The organism is Phormidesmis priestleyi ULC007, assembly GCF_003003695.1.
Lineage (GTDB): Bacteria > Cyanobacteriota > Cyanobacteriia > Leptolyngbyales > Leptolyngbyaceae > Phormidesmis_A > Phormidesmis_A priestleyi_A.
This window is the reverse complement of the sequence record NZ_PVWG01000033.1, coordinates 1-21,974: the sequence shown is the minus strand read 5'-3', so window position 1 is coordinate 21,974 and position 21,974 is coordinate 1. Positions and strand designations below refer to the sequence as shown.

20 protein-coding genes are annotated in these 21,974 nt (G+C 49.2%); 9 read left to right on the top strand and 11 right to left on the bottom strand.

What is annotated here, in order from left to right; genetic code table 11:
• Positions 1-13: 13 nt before the first annotated feature.
• The 3 genes from C7B65_RS19815 to C7B65_RS19805 form a co-directional block, all read right to left on the bottom strand.
• On the bottom strand, positions 14-454 hold the full coding sequence (locus C7B65_RS19815; protein ID WP_223257456.1) for a surface-adhesin E family protein: 441 nt from the start codon (positions 452-454) through the stop codon (positions 14-16).
• A 6-nt stretch (positions 455-460) separates the two neighbouring features.
• Positions 461-1,204, bottom strand: a complete 744-nt coding sequence (locus C7B65_RS27990; RefSeq protein WP_181314453.1) for a hypothetical protein — start codon at positions 1,202-1,204, stop codon at positions 461-463.
• 82 nt (positions 1,205-1,286) lie between these two features.
• Positions 1,287-2,798, bottom strand: coding sequence for a dolichyl-phosphate-mannose--protein mannosyltransferase (locus C7B65_RS19805; protein ID WP_073074381.1), 1,512 nt, complete (start codon positions 2,796-2,798; stop codon positions 1,287-1,289).
• A gap of 300 nt (positions 2,799-3,098) precedes the next feature.
• Here C7B65_RS19805 and C7B65_RS19800 point away from each other — a divergent pair, with 300 nt between their 5' ends.
• From C7B65_RS19800 to C7B65_RS19790, 3 genes are all read left to right on the top strand, one after another.
• Positions 3,099-4,991 (top strand): NAD(P)H-quinone oxidoreductase subunit F, encoded by a 1,893-nt coding sequence (locus C7B65_RS19800; protein ID WP_073074382.1) that lies wholly within the window; start codon positions 3,099-3,101, stop codon positions 4,989-4,991.
• Between the two features lie 16 nt (positions 4,992-5,007).
• On the top strand, positions 5,008-6,561 hold the full coding sequence (locus C7B65_RS19795; protein ID WP_073074383.1) for an NADH-quinone oxidoreductase subunit M: 1,554 nt from the start codon (positions 5,008-5,010) through the stop codon (positions 6,559-6,561).
• A gap of 143 nt (positions 6,562-6,704) precedes the next feature.
• A complete protein-coding gene (locus C7B65_RS19790) occupies positions 6,705-8,006 on the top strand; it encodes a CO2 hydration protein (protein WP_073074384.1) in 1,302 nt (433 codons plus the stop codon).
• 270 nt (positions 8,007-8,276) lie between these two features.
• On the opposite strand, the gene murQ is transcribed toward C7B65_RS19790, so the two are convergent.
• The 8 genes from murQ to C7B65_RS19745 form a co-directional block, all read right to left on the bottom strand.
• On the bottom strand, positions 8,277-9,191 hold the full coding sequence (murQ, locus tag C7B65_RS19785; protein ID WP_073074385.1) for an N-acetylmuramic acid 6-phosphate etherase: 915 nt from the start codon (positions 9,189-9,191) through the stop codon (positions 8,277-8,279).
• A 12-nt stretch (positions 9,192-9,203) separates the two neighbouring features.
• Positions 9,204-9,602 (bottom strand): DUF3110 domain-containing protein, encoded by a 399-nt coding sequence (locus tag C7B65_RS19780; RefSeq protein ID WP_073074386.1) that lies wholly within the window; start codon positions 9,600-9,602, stop codon positions 9,204-9,206.
• A gap of 144 nt (positions 9,603-9,746) precedes the next feature.
• Positions 9,747-10,496, bottom strand: coding sequence for a DUF928 domain-containing protein (locus C7B65_RS19775; protein ID WP_073074387.1), 750 nt, complete (start codon positions 10,494-10,496; stop codon positions 9,747-9,749).
• Between the two features lie 77 nt (positions 10,497-10,573).
• Positions 10,574-12,910: a CHASE2 domain-containing protein gene (locus C7B65_RS19770; protein ID WP_073074388.1), complete on the bottom strand. Its 2,337-nt coding sequence runs from the start codon at positions 12,908-12,910 to the stop codon at positions 10,574-10,576.
• Between the two features lie 3 nt (positions 12,911-12,913).
• Positions 12,914-14,059, bottom strand: coding sequence for a DUF1822 family protein (locus tag C7B65_RS19765; protein WP_181314452.1), 1,146 nt, complete (start codon positions 14,057-14,059; stop codon positions 12,914-12,916).
• A gap of 2 nt (positions 14,060-14,061) precedes the next feature.
• Complete coding sequence (locus C7B65_RS19760) at positions 14,062-15,270, bottom strand: sigma-70 family RNA polymerase sigma factor (RefSeq protein WP_073074390.1); 1,209 nt, start codon at positions 15,268-15,270, stop codon at positions 14,062-14,064.
• Between the two features lie 10 nt (positions 15,271-15,280).
• The gene (locus C7B65_RS19755; protein ID WP_073074391.1) at positions 15,281-16,603 is read right to left on the bottom strand and encodes a CHAT domain-containing protein; all 1,323 of its coding nucleotides are present in this window, start codon (positions 16,601-16,603) and stop codon (positions 15,281-15,283) included.
• 572 nt (positions 16,604-17,175) lie between these two features.
• On the bottom strand, positions 17,176-17,676 hold the full coding sequence (locus C7B65_RS19745; protein ID WP_073074393.1) for an orange carotenoid protein N-terminal domain-containing protein: 501 nt from the start codon (positions 17,674-17,676) through the stop codon (positions 17,176-17,178).
• 151 nt (positions 17,677-17,827) lie between these two features.
• Between C7B65_RS19745 and C7B65_RS28495 the strand changes: the two genes are divergently transcribed.
• From C7B65_RS28495 to C7B65_RS19725, 6 genes are all read left to right on the top strand, one after another.
• Entirely contained in the window at positions 17,828-18,082 is a 255-nt protein-coding gene (locus tag C7B65_RS28495; protein ID WP_219898664.1) for an SDR family NAD(P)-dependent oxidoreductase, read from the top strand.
• Entirely contained in the window at positions 18,018-18,275 is a 258-nt protein-coding gene (locus C7B65_RS28490) for an SDR family NAD(P)-dependent oxidoreductase (protein WP_219898663.1), read from the top strand. The genes C7B65_RS28495 and C7B65_RS28490 overlap by 65 nt, the downstream gene beginning before the upstream one ends.
• A 58-nt stretch (positions 18,276-18,333) precedes the next feature.
• Positions 18,334-18,471, top strand: coding sequence for a hypothetical protein (locus C7B65_RS28485; RefSeq protein WP_219898662.1), 138 nt, complete (start codon positions 18,334-18,336; stop codon positions 18,469-18,471).
• A gap of 146 nt (positions 18,472-18,617) precedes the next feature.
• On the top strand, positions 18,618-20,966 hold the full coding sequence (locus C7B65_RS19735) for a glycoside hydrolase family 31 protein (RefSeq protein WP_073074394.1): 2,349 nt from the start codon (positions 18,618-18,620) through the stop codon (positions 20,964-20,966).
• Positions 20,967-21,085: 119 nt separating this feature from the next.
• The gene (locus tag C7B65_RS19730) at positions 21,086-21,448 is read left to right on the top strand and encodes a hypothetical protein (protein ID WP_106254105.1); all 363 of its coding nucleotides are present in this window, start codon (positions 21,086-21,088) and stop codon (positions 21,446-21,448) included.
• 73 nt (positions 21,449-21,521) lie between these two features.
• Positions 21,522-21,974 (top strand): ISAzo13-like element transposase-related protein (locus C7B65_RS19725; protein WP_425320470.1); only part of this gene is annotated, 453 nt, incomplete at its 3' end.

Here is a 21,974-nt window from a genome sequence, read left to right as displayed (position 1 = left end):
CTACCAACGGGGATTATTTAGGTTCGGGCTTTGCCTGATCTTTGGGTGTGCAGACATAATCAACAACTGCATAGGCACTGCTTCCGGGTTTTGGCTGCGATAACGTTCCGTTATCTCCATACTCAAACTTTTGAATCAGCTTTCTATTTTTGGTATAAGCGTTGACCTTTCTTAAGCGCTGTGACTTGTTGGTGCAGTCTACTGACCATCGGATCACCGCTCCGTGTAGCGGCTGATCGACTTTCGTTTCTAAAAAGGCATTGTTTGCCTGGGGAAATTCGCGATATTCCCAATACCACACGATCGAGCTATTGCGCTGGATCGAGCTTTCATCGACAAAAAACTTGTCGTTAACAGAATTTTCGGCAATCTTAGTCCATTCAACGGCAGACGCAATGGGGGCATAAGCCAGCATTGTGCCAACTATTAAGTAGTGAAAAAGTGGTTTGATCACGATCGGTTAACGTTTAGGAGGGGACGGTTCGGTTGAGGGTTTAGGAGACGGTTTAGCGGTGCCACGAGCGCGCTCGACCGAGGCTTTGGCGTTTTGCATGGCTTGGATCGCAAAGGAGTCGTTGGGGCGCTCATCCAGCGCTCGTGTGAAGTAGAGCAGCGCAGTCGCGGCATCTTTCTGCTGATCGGCGGCATAGCCTGCTTTCATATAGCGATCGTAAACCGAGTTTTGGCTGCCATTCGTCGCTGGAGCAGGCTTGGTCGCAGTAGTCGGAGTTCGCCACTTATAAAAGCTGACCACTTCTTCGACATAGGGGGCGATCGCAGGTTTGCCGTAGCTGGTCGCATCGCCCGTCATCCACCAGGCGGCCACTCGACGCACTGCCATAAACTCGTTGTTGCCACTGGCGCGATATTCGTCTCGCAAGACATCGCGAATCACGCAGGTGACGACTGATTTGGCGGCGGTGGCATTGGCTTCAAACTCAGTTGGCGAAAGCTCACGACCCGTACACTGTTTTGACCAGCGCGCCAGCGTATCGGGTTTGACCTGCCATTCGCTATAGAGACCGTCATTTTTGGTTGCAGTTTTGGGGGCTGCCAGCCGCAACGCCTCGACCGTTTTTCCGACTTGAGTCTCTGAGACTTGCGCCTGAACTGGCATTGTGCTGAGACAAAGGCTGACCCCAAAACTGCCAATTATCCCAACCCATCGCAATTCGTGTGAAGCTCTAAAAGATAAAAGTTTCATATCGTAATGAGATTGAACGGTCTAAAAAATTTAAGAAATGGAGAAGTACCTGATCTAGAAGTGTCGCACTAACAGGACGGATTTAGATCCATCGCAGTAGCCAAAAATTGCCGATCGCAATCTGCCACATCCGTAAATTATATTGCCACCCCATCAGAGGGAGTCCTAAATAAACGGGCATCCAAAAGACAAAACCGACTAATACCAGCACGATCGTCCAGTTTGCCAAACGCCTGAGTCGAGGCGTGTTGCTGCGAAACCAGCGATCAACTAGCCAAGCCAGCGCCAGCGATGCAAAAACCGCAGACCCCATATAGTGATAGAGAAACACGCAGCGAGTCACGCGCACCCAGGGCAAAAGATTGGCGGCATAATTGACGACGAGAAACAGCACAATCCAGACTTCTTGGATCGGCAACAAACCGATTTGCTGACGGGGCGTGAGCGTTTCGATCGGACTGAGCAATGCGTTGAGATTTTCGAGCAGAATCCAGATCAGAAGGGCGATCGCCCCTGTTGAAAACCACCACAAAACCGGATTGCCCATCGCGTGAACGTCATAAATGACGCTTCCCGATGTGATGGCCGAAGCCGTGCCACGCGTCGGAATCGGAGCCGTCAAACTGCTAGTAACTTGATAAAAATAAGCAACCGGACGCTGCATCCAAATCCAGCTCACCCACGTCGAACAATAGGGGTGAATGTTGGCACCGCTGCCGACCCGTTCGTGATAAGACAAAATCTGGTTTTGCACCTCCCAAAAGCCAAAATCGCGACTGAGATTGAGATGAGGAATCCAGATCAGGCGGTAGAAAATAGCGGGAACGGCTCCCAAACTCAGCAGCAGATAAAAGGAATTGAGCCGCGCCAGACGGTAAAGCGGCGTGTTGGCAAATGGGTCAGGGAGTGGAGTCGCCGATCGTCGCATCTGTCTCACTAGCCGAATCGCCAGCGCAATGCCCCACAGCAAATATGCCCCCAACAAAAACCACAAGCCGTTCCACTTAATCGACGCGGAGGCTCCAAAAAATAGTCCTGCTAACGCCATCCACAGCAGCCATTTTCTGCCCGGTGCGTCAAGTGCTTTGAGAAAAAACCACTGTCCCAACAGCCCAAAGATCACTAAGTAGACGTTGTTCAAGGCATAGCGAGACTCGACTAAAAATAATCCGTCGGCGGCTGCAAACAGTCCGGCAATTAATGCGTAGCTGCGGCGATGACTGAGCTGATAAGCGATCGCCGCCACCACTAGTGGAATAAACGAGCCAGTCAGCGCATTTAACCAGCGATAACTCCAGGTGCTGAGGGGCGAACCCGCCAGTGAGTTAACCGTGTCTTTGCCAACGGGAAGTTGATTGCCGATCCAGATTCCGATCGCGATTAAATATTTGCTGAGGGGTGGATGCCCGTCAAAAAACGGGGTATGTGTCAAATAATTGTGAGCAAACTTGACATAATACACTTCGTCAAAGACCAAGGCATTAAATCGTCCGAGTCCCCAAAATCGCAGACAGAGAGACCCGACCCATAGACCGAACAGCCCTAGCCACAGCCCAGATTTGTTTTGCTCAATTGGCTTTGTGAACCCACTCATAGCGAATGCCCAAGCACTTTTGACTTTTTAGCATACGTTAAGTCGGCAAGTTAGATGTACTTCATCTGTTCAGGAATTGCCATGTCAATATGTTGGAGTCTATTCAAGCCATCAAAAAATCCAACGGTTTCTATTAATAAAGATGACTCTATTTGACTTGAGGATGTGATAGAAATTGTAATGAGTTGCGAATCTTAAAAAAACATTAGTGCTGCCCAAATTGCATTCTTTGCAATCGATCGGCGATCGTTGTAGATTACAAACCAGTCTTCCTCTAGCTTTATACTCTGAGATAACGTGATGGCTCACCTGCTCCTCCAGTCCGTCTGGTTAATTCCCTGCTACTCACTTTTAGGCGCAGCCCTTTCTGCCCTTTGGTTTCCTGGCATCACTCGCCGCACTGGGCCGCGCCCTGCGGGGTATGTCAACGCCATTATGACTTTTCTGTCGTTTGTTCATGCGGCGATCGCGCTGACCGCAACCTGGAACCAACCTGCCCGACAGATCTTGATTCCCTGGCTGCAAGTAGCGGGGCTAGATTTAACCATTCCGATCGAGATTTCTTCACTGACGGTCGGCGTAATTGTCGTCGTCACGGGGTTGAATTTGCTGGCGCAAATCTTCGCGATCGGATACATGGAGATGGATTGGGGCTGGGGACGACTCTATTCGCTAATGGCAGTGTTTGAAGCCGGGATGACTGCTCTTGCTCTCTGCAACTCACTGTTTTTTAGCTACATCATTCTCGAAATTCTCACCCTCGGCACCTACTTAATTGTGGGCATTTGGTTTAACCAATCGTTAGTGGTGACGGGGGCGCGAGATGCCTTTCTCACTAAGCGAATTGGTGACTTATTTTTGCTGATGGGCGTGATTGCACTGCTGCCGATTACCGGAACCTGGAACTTTTCAGAATTGGCAGAATGGGCGAAAACAGCAGAGGTTGATCAAGGCGTGATTACCCTAATCGGATTGGCGTTAATTGCTGGCCCGATGGGTAAGTGCGCTCAGTTTCCCCTGCACTTGTGGCTCGATGAAGCGATGGAAGGACCCGTTCCCGCTTCAATTTTGCGGAATTCTGTCGTGGTTGCCACAGGTGCATGGGTGCTTGTCAAGCTAGAACCCGTGCTGTCTCTGTCGCCTGTAGTGCTGTCTACGATGATGGTGATTGGGTCAATTTCTGCGATCGGTGGCTCACTGATCGCCCTCGCCCAAATTGACATCAAACGAGCCTTTTCTTATCTGGTGACTGCCTACATGGGCATCGTGTTTATCGCGATCAGCGCTCAACAGACCGAAGCGGCATTGCTGATTGTGTTAACGCACGCGTTGTCAATGGCGTTAATGATGATGAGTAGCGGTGCTGTTGTTTGGAATAGCATTACGCAAGATGTCACGCAGCTAGGAGGGTTGTGGGCACGTCGTCCGGTATCAGGCTTGGCGCTAGTGGTTGCCACGTTAGGGCTGATTGCACTGCCGCCCTTCGGGAGTTTTTGGTCAATGCTAAAACTTGCCGATGGTCTGCAAGAATCTGGGCATCCCTGGCTCGTCGGTGTATTGCTAATCGTGAATGCTCTCACCGCGTTTGGACTGACTCGCGTGTTTAGCCTCGTGTTTGGTGGCAAACCCAAACAAATGTCAGAGCGATCGCCCGAAGTGCATTGGCCAATGGCACTACCGATGATTATTCTGTCTGCCTTTACGCTGCATCTGCCGCTGATTTTGCAAGCGCTGTCGCTGCTGCCTGATTGGGCAAGTCTTAATAAAGACATGGCACTATTGTTAACCTGGTCAAGCCTTTTTGGGTGCGGTCTGAGCGCAGCGATCTACTTAGGCAACTATATTCAAAAGCCTGTGCAGTTTCCGATTAAAGCGCTGCAAGATTTGGTTGCTTATGACTTCTACACGCCTAAACTTTATCGCAATACCGTTGTGCTTGGCGTTGCAATAATTTCTCAACTGACTTCTTGGATTGATAAATATTTAGTTGATGGCGTAGTCAATCTGTTTGGTTTAGCTACCCTGTTTAGTGGTCAAAGTCTCAAATACAGCACGTCTGGACAATCGCAGTTTTATGCGTTGACGATTTTGATTGGGGTGACTGTCTTGGGTGTCTTTTTATGTTGGTCTTCGCTCTCGCACATGGTGCTAGTGATGACTGCTAGCTTATCTCATCAGCAATTTTTAGGCTAAAGGATCATAAATCACTATGCTGAGTGCATTAATTTGGTTGCCTGCGATCGGGGCAGCATTGGTCGGATTTCTCCCCGGTAATATTTCTGCTAGTCGGGCGCGAGTGGGCGCGATCGCTATTTCTGGCACCCTGTTGCTTTGGACGATCTATCTACTCACACAATTCAATCTCTCAACGCCGGGGCTACAGATGTCAGAATATCTGCCCTGGATTCCGACTTTAGGACTGAACTATAGTCTAGGAGTCGATGGCTTGTCGCTGCCGTTGGTGGCATTGAGTAACCTGCTGACTTTTTTGGTGATTTTTAGCAGCGATCCACAGTCTCCCAAGTCAACACCTCTCAAGCGTCCGCGATTATTTTATTCGTTAGTTTTGCTGATCAGTGCTGGTATGGCAGGCGCATTACTCGCGCAAAACTTACTGTTGTTCTTCCTATTCTATGAAGTGGAGTTAATTCCGTTTTATTTGCTGATCTCAATTTGGGGCAGCGAGAAACGCGATTATGCGGCGATTAAGTTTCTGCTCTACACGGCGGTTTCTGGGATTCTCATTTTAGCGGCGTTTTTAGCGATGAATTGGTTGACCCATGCGTCTAGCTTTGACTATGACGCGATCGCCACTCAAGGGCTGTCTCAACGCACTCAATTAATCTTGCTAACGCTGATGATTGTCGGCTTTGGCATCAAAATTCCGCTTGTGCCGCTTCACACCTGGCTGCCCGATGCCTATGTTGAAGCCTCGACTCCGACTGCAATTTTGTTAGGCGGCGTTTTAGCCAAGCTGGGCACCTACGGCTTAGTCAGGTTTTGCTTGGGGCTGTTCCCCGAAACTTGGTCATTGGTTGCGCCTGGATTGTCGATCGTCGCCGCAGTTAGCGTCATGTATGGCGCACTCGCCGCGATCGCTCAAAAAGACATTAAGCGCATGGTCGCTTATAGCTCGATCGGGCACATGGGTTATGTTCTCTTGGGGACGATCGCGTTAACGCCCTTAGCCCTAGTCGGTGCCGTTTCTCAGATGGTCAGTCATGGTCTAATTTTGGCACTGTTGTTTTATCTCGTGGGCATCATCGAGTCAAAGGTCGGCACTCGCGATTTAGATGTGCTCAACGGGTTGCTCAATCCGATTCGTGGGTTGCCGATGGTTAGCGCACTGCTGATCTTGGCAGGCATGGGAAGTGCCGGAATTCCGGGTATGGCGGGCTTTATTTCAGAGTTTTTGGTGTTTCAAGGCAGCTTTTCTGCGTTTCCTTTACCGACGCTGCTGTGTGTGGTGGGTACGGCATTAACCGCCGTTTATTTTGTGATTTTGCTGAACCGGACTTGTTTTGGCAAGCTTGACACGAAGACTGCCTACTATCCTAGAGTCACCTGGTTAGAACAACTTCCGGCGCTGGCACTCACGGGTCTGATTATCTGGCTCGGTGTGCAACCCACTTGGCTCGTGCGCTGGAGCGAATCGACGACCACCGCTATGGCTTCGGCGACTTCAGTTTATGAGTCTCGGCAATTGGCAATGAAACCGATCGGGCATCTCAGTCAAGCATTTCCTTCTGGTGTTGCAGAATAAGGAGATGAAATGGCTGTAGGGGCAATCTCCCCGTGCCTACCCCGGACGGAGAGCAACCACGGGGGGATTGCCCCTACCTCATTCCTCTATTCAGTACACAAATAATCTCATTCGATCGCTCTTCTACTCTGTGAGAAAATCCTATGAACGTGACCGCAACCCGCACCAAACTGCCGCCTTCACAACATCAGTTTGCTGACATTATTCATCGCCTCGAAGCAGGGGGGTCGATGCTGCCTGACACGCCCGAAAACTTGATGCAAATCATCGGGTTATACAAAGCGTATGCAGTGCCGATGGATTTCTATTGGCGAGATTTGCTTTATATTGGTGAACAGGTTTTTCTCAATCCGTTCCCATTCTTCAAATACTTCATCTCAGATGAGTATATGGATCGGCACAACCATTATGCGGGTGACGATGCTGATCTGCGAATCTGGCGTGGCCAAGCCGATGCCCACCCCGAACTGCGAGAATTTATGGACAAAGGGGAACTGAAGATGAAGCTTCCCCGATTGGCGCATCACCTTTGGCACGATCGCATCAACATGGAATTTGCCGAAGAGTGTATGCGCTCAATGCTCTGGCATCGCGGTATGTATGTGCCCGTCAACCAGTTCGATCCGTTTTTGGATAGTGATGAATATAAGGCAAATGCCGATCGAGCGATCAAAGCTTATTTCAAGGGCAATCCGGCAATGCTGGCCCTACACAAAGCTTTCCCTGAGTTGTTTTTAGAGCAGTGTCGTCAATCGTCTTATTACGCCAACTTGGGGTTGTTTTGGGAAGTCATGGCTCCGGTGTTTTTTGAGATGTCCGATTTGTATGATGAGGGAAAAATGACCAGCGTTCCTCAAGCAATGGATTTTTTGGTGAACGGGATCTTCGCGATCGCCGGACGACCCATTTATCACCACGTCTATATTCGAGGTGAATGCTACGAAATCATTCCCAAATCGAAAGGCTTTACCTGGCTCTATGAAGCGGCACTGCCCTATGTCGAAGCCGTGTTTTATCGCACGTCTCCATTTCGCGGCACTAAGTCTTATAACGCTCAAGCGGGACAGGTTCCTGCCGATCAAAAAGACTTTCACTTCGGCGTGTTGTATGCCGACAAGTTTCCGGTTGGGACGGCTGGCATTCCGCCGACGCTATTGGCGCAAGATATGTTGCACTTTTTGCCTCAATATCTCGTGGATTATTACCGGGAGCATTGCCGAGGTGAAGACGATATGCTGATCCAGTTAATCATTAGCTTTCAGCGATCGATGTATTGCGTCACGTCTGCCGTAATTCAAGCGCTGCGCGGTGCGTTGCTCTATCCCTTAGATGACCCGAATCCGAATCATTTGAAAGCAAATCGGGCATTTTTTGAGTCACAGATCGATCGATTCCTGCGCCCCGAAGCCCGAATCAAAGACATTCAGACCCCAGATTATCGTTAGGCTCGTGAATTAAATAACGTGAGTTTGACGAGTTTTTTCGCTTCGTTCTCAGCGGCTTCTGCCCCCTAAGTCCCCCAAATTGGGGACTTAGGGGGCTTCCCGAATTCATCATCGGAGTGAACTACTTCTATCGAACTCACTTTGACTAGTGTTGGTTACTCGCAAAGTTAATGGGCACGGCAGTGCCATACCCGTACGGTACATCATCCTGATAGATCGCAACGAGAGCAATGGCACGTCCATACGGTAGGGGCACGACATGTCGTGCCCTCATGCTCCATGGCTCGAAACGGCTTGCCGCAAGTTTCCTTGATGGTCTGCTAAAAGTCGATCGCTCTCTGCTTTTTCTAACCCTGTCCAGTGCATCAAGAGCGCAAGTTTCACCGATCGGCCACTTCGCTCTAATAAAAATCCAGCTTCTTCGCGACTCAAATCAGTCAGGTCTTGCAAAATGCCGAGGGCCCGATCGTGCAGCTTTTGATTGGTCACAGCGACATCGATCATGCGGTTGCCGTAGACTTTGCCTAGCTTCACCATGACGCTAGTTGAGAGAATGTTGAGTGCCAGCTTAGTGACAGTTCCGGCTTTGAGGCGAGTGGAACCTGCCACCACTTCTGCACCGACTAGCAATCGAATGTTGACATCGACATCAGCGCTCACCTGCTCGATCGGAACGCAAGCGATAAAAATCGTGGTTGCGCCTCGCTGTCGGGCGGCTCTCAGTGCCCCGTGAACATAAGGCGTTGTGCCACCTGCGGCAATGCCAACCACTACGTCAAGCTGAGTGATGTGATGATGGGCGATCGCGGCGGCTCCATCGTCTGCCCGGTCTTCCAAGCCTTCAGAGCTTCGCACCAAAGCTGATGCGCCCCCGGCAATGATGCCTTGCACCAAGTCAGGAGGTGTGCAAAACGTGGGCGGACATTCTGCCGCATCTAGCACACCCAAACGTCCGCTAGTGCCAGCCCCGACATAAAACAGCCGTCCGCCTTGGCGTAGAGACAGCGCGGTGCGATCGATCGCCTCTGCCAGCGATAATTTTGCATCGGCGATCGCGGTGATTGTTTTGGCATCTTCGCAGTTAAATAATTCAACTAGCTCGATCGCTGACAATTGATCCAGATTCAAGCTGTTGGAATTGACCTGCTCAGTCAGCAAGTGACCCCGCGTTTCGAGTGGTTGCATGGAGGTTAGTAATTAGAGAAGTCCTTCTAGCTTGCGACGCATGCGCTCGATTTCGGGGTCGGGTGGCTCGACTTCTTCGATCGCAGTGTCGCCTTCGGGCTTCCAGTCAGTGGAGTCGAGATTTTTTTCGGGCGGAGAGAGCAAGACGCGATCGAACTCATCTTGAGGCACAAAGCCTTGAGGAATCAGCTTGCACTCATAGCCTGACCCGTTGCAAAATTCCTCGACTTCATCTTGGTCGATCGCTTCGACCGCTGGTTCGGGGAAGTCTTGCGCCTCAAGCAGTAAGGCGTAGCGGATGGCATCGTCTTCTTCGGCAAACATTAAGACCACATTGCGATCGCCAATGCTAATGCTGTGAATTCCCTCATTTTCAGTTCGGGCGTTAAACAGGAGAACGAAAACTCGCATGGTTTAAGACAGGTGTGAATTGTTTTTACATTAGGTTACTGCAAGATCAGCCCCAATTTATTTTCTATCCAAAGAGGAGTCTAGTGCATCAATTTTTATTGGGTTTCAGTTAGAGCATCGAAGGAGTAGATCAGCGAGTTGAGTTCACTTTGTGGTGCAGCAAGGTGTGATGGTCGGTGGAGCGGTCAGGTTTTGTTGTTGAAGTAATTCATTCCAGGCGGCGATCGCATTGTTGTTTTTGGAAACGCGAATCTGGGTGCCTAATTCAGAGAGTGCATCGTACCAAATTCCATATTTTGCATAGTTTGTCGCGCGTTCTAGCGGGGTTTTGGCGATCGCGAGTTCTTGCTGTAATTTGGGAGAAGCGGTCATATGTTCGATCGTGCCTCGACGAACTACTGGGGTGTCGATCGATTCATCACAAAAGATCGCCAGTTCCCAACGATAGGTTCCTTTGGTTAAAGGCGGGGCGGTTGTTGGCACCGAAAGACTAATAATTTGGGATGTCGAGGTTGTTTTAGGAATGCGGAGAATTGTCTTATAAATCAGCTTGCCTTTAGCATCTTGTAGTCGCCATTGGGCTGGCGCTTCTGTGTTGAGTTGGGCGGGAAGACTAAACCAAACCGTCGGACGATCGCGAACCGTTAAGCCCCATAAAGTATCTGGACGAATCACTGGAACTAGTGCTGTGAAGCTTTGATAGCGTTCTTCACAAGGGCCCCTACTCCCGCCCCCTTGACCACGATCGCTCGGTTCACCCGGATCAGGAGGCGTGGGCGGATCGAACCGAATCCGCTGTGGAGTTTGAGGTTTTGCTTCGCTCAAATGAACGATTCCAAGCAAGCTCACGATTGAGAGAGTGAATGCTGCGACGGATGCTTTGATGAATGACATGATTATACCTATTTGATTTGTGAATATGAGAGATCTGCAAGAGGGCACGGCAGTGCCATACCCATACAAAAAAGGCGCTATCTTAATTTTCTTTCATGAATCATGAAGCGGTAAGCAACCCCACCTGCGGTTAACCAGACAGCCCCCAACATCGGCACAAGCGGAACCCAGCCGCCCCAGATCAGCAGACAATAGCATCCACCTATGACTACAACACTATTGAGTATAATCGCGATTATAAATCCCTTGGCGTGGCGAAACTTCCAGGCAATTAGTCCTCCTAGAATCGAGCCACTGCCAATCCACAGCACCTCAACCCAGGGCGACCACACCCACAGTAGAGGACGGTGATCTAACACAGCACTGAGCATCTGACTTACCATCTGAGCATGAACAAACACACCGGGCACTCGCTGCGGAAAGCTCTTTCCGTAAGGTGTTGCAAAAAAATCGCCGCTACTGGGTGCAGTCATGCCAATTAAGACGACGCGATCGCGGATGGCTTCAAGGTTCATTTGCCCGTTGAGCACCTGACGCACAGTGACTTGTTGGGCAATATCTTGAGGCGGCAGCGATCGATAGTTCAACAATATTTGACTTCCTCGCGCATCAAGGGACTGATATCCACTGGTGCGATCGCTCAATCCTAAAAAAACGGTGTTTGCTAGTTTGAGATGGCGCTCAGGGGTAAACGTCGGCAAAATAGGGCTGGGTTCCGCCGCGAGATATCGAAAGGCAAGCTGAACACTCAGCGCATAGGGTGTAGTACAGGTGGAAATTGTCTTGGGGCTAACAAACAACAAGTGACGGCGAATCACACTATCTTCGTCTTGCACAAAATCACTGAAGCCAATCTCGCTAGCGCGAATATTGGGCGGTGGCGCAACGCCGATTAAGTCACGGGACATCGGATCAGGACGCTTGCAAATAGCAATCAATTGATCGCGTTGAGTCAGTTGCTCTAATCGTTGTTTGAGAGATGGATTTTGCGTGGGGAAGTCGCGGTAGAGGTCGAGTCCGATCACGCGGGGATGATGACGCGACAGAACGTCTAGCAATCGATCGAGCGTTGCATCTGATAAAGATCCGGCATTCTGTTTTTCAATATCTTCTTCATCAATTCGCACAACTAACAATCGGGCATCGGGCGGCTCTGGTGGGCGATATTGCATCAAGCGATCGAAAGTTTGTAGCTCTAGCGGCTGCATCCAACCCAACCAGCGCAGAGTTACGATCGCGAGGGTGATGATTAAACTAGACTGCGCGATCGTGATGGTTTGCGATCGCGTGAAATGGGGACGCGACGATCGAGGTGCAGACCAATCTGACCAGCGTGAAGGCACTTCTGCCGGGTTTTGACAAATCACAGGGAGCCACGTTGCACACGGAAAATCGCCTTCTAACGATTGCAGTTTTTCGCGCGCTTCTCGAACGGCAACATAGAGCGATTTGCCTTGGGCAAAGCCTGCTAAAAAGTGTTTGAGAAAGTCTTGCGCTACCCGATCGGGAACAGGTTCTCGCATTACAATTGTTTGCGTTAGCTGCAAATCTGCTAGATCATAGGCGAGTCCTAATCCATCACAAGAATTAAAAATTGCCAATTTCAGCCCGTGAGCGATCGCGTGGCGCAATCCATATTTCAACTGTTCGATCGTGATCGTTTCAGTTTGGTTGATTTGAATGCAGCCTTTTTTACGACTATCGCTATGACCTGCGAAAAATAGAATGTTCCATTCTGATTGCCAAAGATGATCTTGAACGGTTTGTAGCGTTGGTTCAATTAACCATTGAATTTCGGCATTGGGTAATTGCTGAAGCAGTTGGCGATCGCGTTCGATTTCAATTCCTTTGGCGTTACCTAAAATGCTAAGGATTTTTACTTTTTGACGATGTGTTTTTGATTGAAGTTGCGGCACTTCAATCGATCGAGCAAAAGTTGGCAGACTGAGCGCAATTTCAGCGATCGTATAATCGGTTAGAAAATCCCATAAATTCCACGGTAGCTGTAGGACTTGTGGATTTTCAGCCACAATAATCAATCGAATCGCATGGTGGGGAGAGAGTCGAGTTCTCAGCGATCGCTCGATCGGTTGAAACGAGGGAGCGTTCAGCCATTGATTGAGACGACGCTGAAGCGTTTTGGAAAGGACGTTAAATTCCGCCAGCGAAACATGAGTATCATCGTCATTCTCGACTTCAAAATCAGGCAGCCGCCGCAACCCCAAATGAGCATACAGTGACGAATATTGCGATCGCCAACGTTGATGAGCATTCACAAGGTCAGGCATTGCAGGCAGACTGCCGCCAAACTGCATTGGGGTTGGGTGATTGGGTTCCCAAAGTTGCGCGAACACGCTAGGAAATCCAGTTTCCCAGTGTCCCTGCCCAAAATTGAGAACAATGACAAACTCCATAATCTACACAACAAAAGGTTCAACGATGGTTTCAGTCGCGATCGCAAGTTCGATCGTAAAGCGAGTTGCGATCGGGCATTTAAATCGCTTCAGTTGAATGAGATTGTCTTGATCGGTTGCTGTAATAGTTTGGATAATCTCATCGGTGCCCGATCGCAGCGTCAGCCGAACTCCACTCGGTAACGTGGACTGTGGATCAGCCGATCTAAGCTGAATACGAATCGTGAGGCGATCAGAGGAATCAGGGTCTATTTGCACAATCAGTAACAGCGATCGGCGATCAAGATCAACCATTTTGACTCGCTGAACGGATAGTGCAGAGTCAGCCACTTGTCGAAAGCTATAGGCAAGTGTACTAGTGTTGTCGAACAAACTTTCTAAACTCTGCCAACTTGTTTCAAAGCTCTGCTGTAGCCAACGGCTTAAATTAACAATAGGTGTTTGCGATTGGCGTTGAAGTCTCACCAAGCGATCGCGCCAATCAGCTTGTTCGACTAATGCGCCCCATTGGACAAACGGCAACACTGAGCGAGGCTCAATGACTAAGGGATGCGCTAATTGTTGCAAGAGCGCTTCCGCTTGAGTTGCAGAAATCGGATTGAGCGGCGCAACCGTTGAGCGAGTGACTTCATTCAATTCTGCCTGCTGTGCCACCCAAAACACGCCGATATCTCGAATTAGATAGGCGGCATCTAGCGAGTAAGTACGATCGTCTGCATCATACGTCCCCAATGTTTTAATTTGTTCGTGGGTTGTATATCCCCAGATCCGCAATGTTGCGTCATCTGGATTAATCTGAACTGCAAAATAATAGTCTCCAACCCAACTTGGAATATCCATCCATTCTTGGGGCACTCGCAGCTCAGAAGTGTCGATCGAGCGAGTGGGAATCAGAATCGCTCGACAGTTATTCCAGACGATCGAGGTGCCATTCACCAGTTGCCAAGCCGAAGCCAGTTGCGAACCCGACAACCCGCTTTGAGCATGAGGAATATATTCTGTTTGTATCCAGGGCAACACGGTCTGCAAACACACTTGATTGAGATAAGCGCTCCAACTCGCTTGCCCTTGAAGCGGCTGCCATGCAGCATCATGGACAGACGGTGGAATCTCTAAACTCAGTTCAGTCAGACAGTCTAGAAAGGTCATAGTCATTGCTCCGAAGCTTGATTTGACGGGCGATCGCTGGAGTCGTGGTTAGCGTAATAGTGCTGAAGCCATTCATCCAACTCAGCCCCCATGACATTTATCACGTTGGAACTAACAGAAATATGTAAGTCCTGACTCCAACGCACTAATTTCAGCAATAATGTTTCTCGCGTTTTCGTCAATTTGCGAGAAACGGTATATTGCTGTATCTCAAGTTGTTTGGCAATTTGTTGTTGGGTCAACTGCTGCTGATAATAAAGCGCTAATAGTTTTTGCGTTGTGGCATCCAGCGAGGCAATGCCATCCACCAACACTTGAGCAATCTCACTGTGTTGGGTCTGACGCTGCTGATTTTCTTCTTCAACAATCAGCGTTTCTAACAGTGAATTGCTGTCATTGACCAAATTATCCTGCAACTCACTCGATTCGCGATCGCCCCTGGGTGCATTCAGCGAGGCCACTGAGGGATACAGACTATTTCGCACTCGACTCGCACAGTACAACAGCCAGCGCTCTAACTCAACCGCAGTCGTCATCGTCCATTCTGGCGATCGGGCATGATTATAGCGATCGACCATCACTTGCCAGGTTTCCGAGTCAGGCGCAGTCGATCGCCGCAAACCAGGCGTTTTCGCAGGTTTATAACTTGCCTCAAAGCATTGCCATGCCAACACAAGCTGATCAATTCTCATGCGGCTCAGTCCTTCTTGCTGCAACACTTCGATTAATCGCTTGCGGCTAAGTTTGAGCAACAGTCCCCACTCGTTGCACAGATCAATTTCGCGCCGTTGTCTGAGCCAATCGCGAACCACATTTCCAAAAGCAGTACTCGCGTAGGTTTTTAGGGTTGCTCGACCACTGACTTCACAAGCTTTGAGAATTTTGGGAACGGACGCGATCGCAATCTGAAAAAAATCTGCAATCTGACTGGCTCTTTGAGACTGAATGACTTTTTGAACGCTCCAATAGCAAGCTTCTTGTAGATAAGCAGAGAGATGCCCGATCGCCAGCGATCGTGGCTCTTCGGCTTCTGCCTGAGCGCATTGATGCCAAAATCTTTCCCAAAAGGCAGGTTCCGCCTCTGGTCGGTTTTGAATCTGCTGCTTGATACTGCGCTGAAGTTTTGCATCCACACTCCAGCAAGTCGCTACATTCGATTCAAACTGAAGAAATGTCGAAAACAGATCGGTGATGCTGTGACGAGCGTGCATGATCAAAACCTCACCACGGATTTCCTACTAGGGTAAAGGCTGCCCAGTGATAGGGGTGAGATAAGTTTGTACTAGATGCGATCGCTTGAGTCGGTAAATCTTTGGGGTGCAGCCGATTATGCAGCATCTCAAGCTGGGCAAATCTGAGCGCTTCCGCCTTGATGGTCGCAGTTTTGAGCTGACGATAAAATGCCTGCATCAAGAGTGGAGTGCTGAGATCGCTGACTGACCATAAGGACGCGATCGCCGCTTTGCTGCCTGCTTGCACCGCTAATCCTGCAAATCCTAGCTCGGCGTTGCGATCGCCTAAGGCAGTTCGACAAGCACTCAAAACCAGGAGTTGCACGGGCGGCTGCTGCAATCCTAATTCTTGAAGCTGATCGAGGCGAAGCTGTTGATTCCAAAACTGAATATAAGAGCGATCGATCGTTCCGGCGGCAAACTCAGCGTGAGTCGCAAAATGCACAATGCTATAGGGAAAGCTGGCTCTCTGTTGACGGAGATTTTTGAGCGTAAAGTCTTGATTGAGCAGTTGTTTGCCATTCCAGGGCGGTTGAGTGATGGCCGCGAGTTCGAGCGGCACACCGGGCAAGGCAGGCTGATTGTTAAACGTTGAGGCTCCCATTGCCAACACTTGAGTTTGAGAAGAGTTGCGAGCTGCGCGATCGAGCAAATTAAAAGCGGGAATGATTGCCAATTGATATTTCTCAATCAAAAACTGTTTTCCGTCGTGCAGCGCCGCGATCGGGAGGCTCCGCAGCCCGCTTCCTAAGCAAAAAATCAGGAGATCGGTATTCCCTAACTCTGGGGCAATGGAGCCAATCAGCCATTGATATAGCTGTTGTCCTGGCTGAAGATATTCATCGGGTTCTGAATCGGGACGCAGAATGCCCATCCGAAATGCCTGAATCGTTTCCAGCAATCGCGCTTGATTAGCGGCGGGCACTTTTTTCTGAATCAGCTTTCCAGTCTCTAAAACGAGAATTACGTCTAAGCGATCGGGCTGCGGAATTGCATAGATCAGGGCCGCATGATGCTTCGTTTGTTGATTAATTTGTGCCAGCGATCGCGCAATCTGTGCTGCCGGAAGAATCTCACTGGTCAGTTTTCCTTGAAAGTAGTCTTCATACTGCTTTTTCCAACGTTGCTCAACTTGCTCGATCGTCGCTGCAACATCAGAAGACTGAGCAGGTTGCGAAATAGGGGACGGGGCGATCGGCGGGTCGCATAACTCTGAGTTAGCCGCAAATTCAGCCTTTCCACTCTGAGCCAGAATTCCCACAAGAAGGCAGATTACCAAAGACAGCAGCACCCAAGGTTGAAGTTTTCGCATTGCATTAAACAGCAAATTGAAGATATAGATCTACGTCGTATTCTATCTAAAGATTTTTTACCCTCGCTGATTCAAACACAATTGTTGAGCATAGTGGTTAGGGCTGTTCAATCCTAGTGCGATACATGGGTGGCACTCTAACGCAATGAGGGTCAAGGAAATCGATTAAATCGATCAGCTTGCTGTGAAGTACCACAAGCCTCTCCGCCTCAACTTTTGGCATATTTGCCATCACGTCAATATCCTCTCTTAGCTTTGTGAACCAACTCGCAAACTCTGGATCGCTCATCTTCTTCACACTTCATCGCAGTTGGCTTACTGCTATAATTACTTGCATCGTACTTGATCTCGAACACAAGCATATAGCTTTGAAAATAAAGAATGGAAAGCGATCGCTCCCTGCAAGGAACGATCGCTTCATTAGACCTCCTGCATGAATAAAATTCTCGACGTAAACCACCCTGCGATCTCGCCCCCTAACCCCCAATTCTGGGGGAACCGGAGTTCAAAGTCCCCCAGAATTGGGGGATTTAGGGGGCGTTCCCGAATTCGTGCAGGAGGTCTATTAGTGTTTACAAACCTGTTTCGGGGTCGTGTTCAACTGCTGTGGGGTCTACTCCCATTGGGGAAACAATATCGCGGAATAGCGTAATTTGTTGATCAAAAGCTAACCCTTTGATCTGGTTAAGCAAATCGTTTGCTTCAGAAGAAAGCTCATAACCCGCAGGCATCGGCACGATCGTGCTGTTCTCCATGCCTTGAGCGAGACGATACCAAAATAGCAGTTTGGTGGTGTCGCCAAATGCCCCATACATGCGCGTATATTGCGTGTTTTTGCGATTAATCAGATCCCGTTGCACTTCTAACTGTTGCTCGTGAGATAAGTCTTTGACTTGATTAAAAAGCCCCTCAGCAATATCCGGAGAAACGGTGCTGGCTCCCGGAGCAGCCGGAGTAATTGAGTCACCCATTTCAGTATAAATAAACCAGAACAAAGCTAGCTGCTGGTCTGTGTCTAAGCTCTGAAAGGCGCTGACTGACTCGTTTTCAGTGTTTGATGTGGTGTATGTCATAAAAACCTCATAATTTACCTTCTGAAAGTTATCAAGAGAGTCAACGGTCTTCGCCTCGCTAAGGGGTGACTCTATAACCTAACTTCAGATGGAGGTATCTATTACTTTGCTCGATGACAGTTTGAGAGAAACCTTAATCTACAAAAGAATAATGACTCGAAGATTAGAAAATAAAGTAGTGATCGTCACTGGGGCCGGAACCGGAATCGGCGAAGCGATCGCCCACAAGTTTGCTAAAGAAGGCGCGAAAGTTATAGTCAATGGATTGCCCAGCGATCCGATCGAAGAAGTTGCAAACGCCATTCGTCAGTCGGGCGGAACTGCGATCGCCTATGCAGGTGATGTCACTCAAGAAGCAAGCGCTCAAGGAGGGAATTGCGACGATCGCCGATGTCTCTCAACCTGAGCAAGTGCAGTCAGCGATCGATAAAATTGCACAACAGTTTGGCACGATCGATATTGTATTCGCCAATGCTGGAATTAATGGAGTTTGGGCACCGATCGAAGAACTCACACCCGAAGAATGGGATAAAACCATCAACACGAATCTTAAAGGCACATTCTTAACTGTGAAGTATGCGGTGCCTTATCTTAAGTAACAGGGCGGAGCAATTATTGTAACAGCTTCGGTTAACGGCACTCGAATTTTTAGCAACAGTGGCGCGACAGCATATTCCTGCACAAAAGCGGCTCAAGGTGCGTTTACTGGTAGCATTTTTAGCGTCTGATGCATCGAGTCACATCACGGGCACAGAGGTCTGGATTGATGGCGCAGAATCGCTGTTAAAAGGTTAATTTAGCGTTGCACAATGAGAAGATGAAATGGCTGTAGGGGTAGCGCCCCCGTGCCTACCCCTGACGGAGGGCAACCACGGGGGGATTGCTCCTACCCAAATCATCCGTCCGTTCGCAATGCTGTTAAATCATTAGAACTATTCTTCATGCCACAAGTCTTTGGAAAACTGCCGACTACCGATCAGCCCTGGTCAATTTTAGGAGATTTACAACGCTTCAATCTTGAGAATCGCCACCTTCACCTTGACTGCGGAGAGGCTCAACTTAGACTCAGCATTCTCTCTCCTAAGTTGATTCGAGTTCGGTTAGCGCCCCAGGGAGAGTTTTTGCCCCGGCGATCGTGGGCAGTCACCCGTGACGATGATCAGTGGGAGATCCCTCAATTCGAGGTGCAGCAAACCGATGACGCGATCGTCATTCAAACCGATCAAATCTGCGTCAAAATTCAGCGACATCCTTGCCAAATTACCTGCTATGACTTGCAGGGTCAACCATTTGCTCACGATGCTGAAATGGGCTGGAGAACCGGGCAAGTTGCGGCTTGGAAAACGATTCACACAGACGATCACTTTTATGGGTTTGGAGAGCGATCGGGGCTTTTAGACAAACGCTACGAAATTAAAACTAATTGGACGATTGACGCATTAGATTATTCGTCAATCAATGATGAAATGTATCAAGCGATTCCGTTTTTTATAACGCTGCGGACTGGTTTGGTTTATGGCATTTTTCTCAACTCAACTTATTGGAGTCAGTTTGATTTAGGAGCTACAAAATCAGATGTATGGCAGATGCAAACCAACAGTCCTGAACTGGACTATTACATTATTTATGGAACAACTCCTGCCGACATTCTCGACACCTACACTCAACTGACTGGACGGATGCCCCTGCCGCCAAAATGGGCGTTGGGCTATCACCAATGTCGCTGGAGTTATGAATCAGAAGAAGTAGTACAGAAAATTGCCCAAGAGTTTCGCGATCGTCAAATTCCTTGTGATGTAATTCACTTGGATATTGACTATATGCACGGCTATCGGGTGTTTACTTGGAGTCCGAAGCGATTTCCTGATCCTGCTAAACTGATCGGCGATTTGAAGCAGGCAGGATTTAAAGCGGTGACGATCGTCGATCCAGGCGTTAAATACGAACCCGATGGTGACTATTCGGTCTATCACGAAGGGTTAGGAAACGAGTATTTTGTTCGTGGTGCTGACGGCAAATTGGTCTATGGCTATGTTTGGGCAGATAAGTCTGTGTTTCCCGATTTCTTGCGTCCAGAAGTGCGCGAGTGGTGGGGCAACTATCAAAAAGTGCTGACCGATGCGGGCATTGCTGGCATCTGGAACGACATGAATGAGCCGACTTTAGACGAGCGTCCGTTTGGTGACGAAGGCAAGAAAATCTTCTTTCCGTTAGATGCGCCTCAAGGCCCGATCGCAGAAGGGGGAACACACGCCGAAACGCATAACCTGTATGGATTAACGATGTCACGATCGGCCTATCAGGGCTTAGAACAACTGCGCCCCAACCAACGATCGTTTGTGTTGACCCGATCGGGCTTTGCCGGAATTCAGCGCTGGTCTGCGGTGTGGATGGGCGACAACCAATCCCTTTGGGAGCATTTAGAAATGTCGCTGCCAATGCTCTGCAATACGAGTTTGTCGGGGGTCGCTTTTGTGGGGGCAGACATCGGCGGGTTTGCTGGAAACGCAACACCAGAGTTGTTCGCTCGATGGATGCAGATTGGAATGCTGTATCCCTTTATGCGCGCTCATTCGGCACTGAAATCAAACCTTCATGAGCCGTGGATGTTTGGCGATCGCGTTGAGCAAATTTGCCGACAATACATCGAATTGCGCTATCAACTGTTGCCCTATCTCTACACGCTATTTTGGCAATCTACTACGACTGGCGCAGCAATATTACGTCCGTTGCTTTATGACTATCACAACGATCCTAAAACCTATGCACTACACGATCAGGTAATGTTGGGCGCGTCGATTATGGCGGCTCCGATCTGCCGTCCTGGAGTAGAGTATCGGGCAGTTTATCTACCCGAAGGCGTTTGGTATGACTGGTGGAGCGGCGATCGCTACCAAGGCAACACTTCTATTCTCGCCCACGCCCCACTCGAACGAATGCCGCTCTATATCAAAGCTGGGTCAATCATTCCGATGCAGCCTGTAATGCAATTTGTAGATGAACACCCGATCAAGCAACTGCGCCTAAAAGTTTGGTCAGGCGATGGAGAATTCACCTTGTATGAAGATGACGGGGAGAGTTTTGAGTTTCGATCGGGTGCTTGGGCAACCACAACCTATCGAGTCAGAGAAGTAGACACAGCAGTGATCGTTGAAGTTGAAGCGCGTCAGGGTGACTGGAATGTTGGCGATCGAGCAGTCATCGTAGAGTTAGTCGGCGTAGGAGAACAATCCTTTATCGACAACGGCAACATCCAGCGATTAGAATTCATCGCATTGAATGCGACTTGAGTTGAAACGCGATCGCTTTTAGGGACTTGCTGAGAAATAAAGTCCCAGGCATTCTAGAAGGTAGGAGATGGGGAATTACCCTGCTCCTAATCCAACCTCTAGAATAGGAAACTTTAGGAATGATGTTCAGCGAATCGGTCAAAGTCACTCTCAAAGATGCCGCTCAGAAACTGACAAGTCACCGCAAACGAGACTTCATGGCAAAGGTCGCCGAAGATTACTTGGATGGGTCAGCCCGAAAAGCAGAAACGGTTTTGGGATGGAATCGCGATGGGGTTCAACTAGGCTTGCATGAAAGACGAACCGGGATGATTTGTGTCGATAATTATCGGGCACGAGGACGACACAAAAGTGAAAGGGTGCTGTCTGATTTAGAAGCAGATATCCGCAGCTTAGGGGATGGACAGGCTCAGGCAGACCCAAAGTTTCAATCCACGTTCTTGTTACTCGCATCAGTGCTAGAGCCGTGCGAGCAGCCTTAATGAGCGAGAAGGGGTACGCCGAGCCGCAATTACCCACGCGTCAAACCATCGGTGCGATTCTTAATCGCATGGGATATCGCCTAAAAAAACACAGAAGACCAAACCCTTGAAAAAGATTGCTCAAACCGATGCGATTTTCGAGAATGTGTTCCGAGAGAATCAGACCTCGGATGACAACCCCAAATCGTTGCGACTCTCCATTGATAGCAAAGCCAAAGTCAAGATTGGCAACCTCTCCCGAAATGGGAAAGCACGAACCTTGGAGCCGAAGGCTGCCGATGACCACGATACAGCGTGGCAAGCCGTTTTAGTCCCCTTTGGCATTCTTAATACCGATACCAACCAGTTGTCGATTTACTTGGGACAATCTGCTGAGACCAGTGATTTTATCGTTGATTGTTTAACGACTGGGTGGGATGACCATCAATCCCACTACCCTGAACTAGATGGGGAGCATCCCACCTTTGCGATGAGTATTCATACTCAGTGCCAACCTCGCCATTCAATTGGACAATCTAATAGAAGT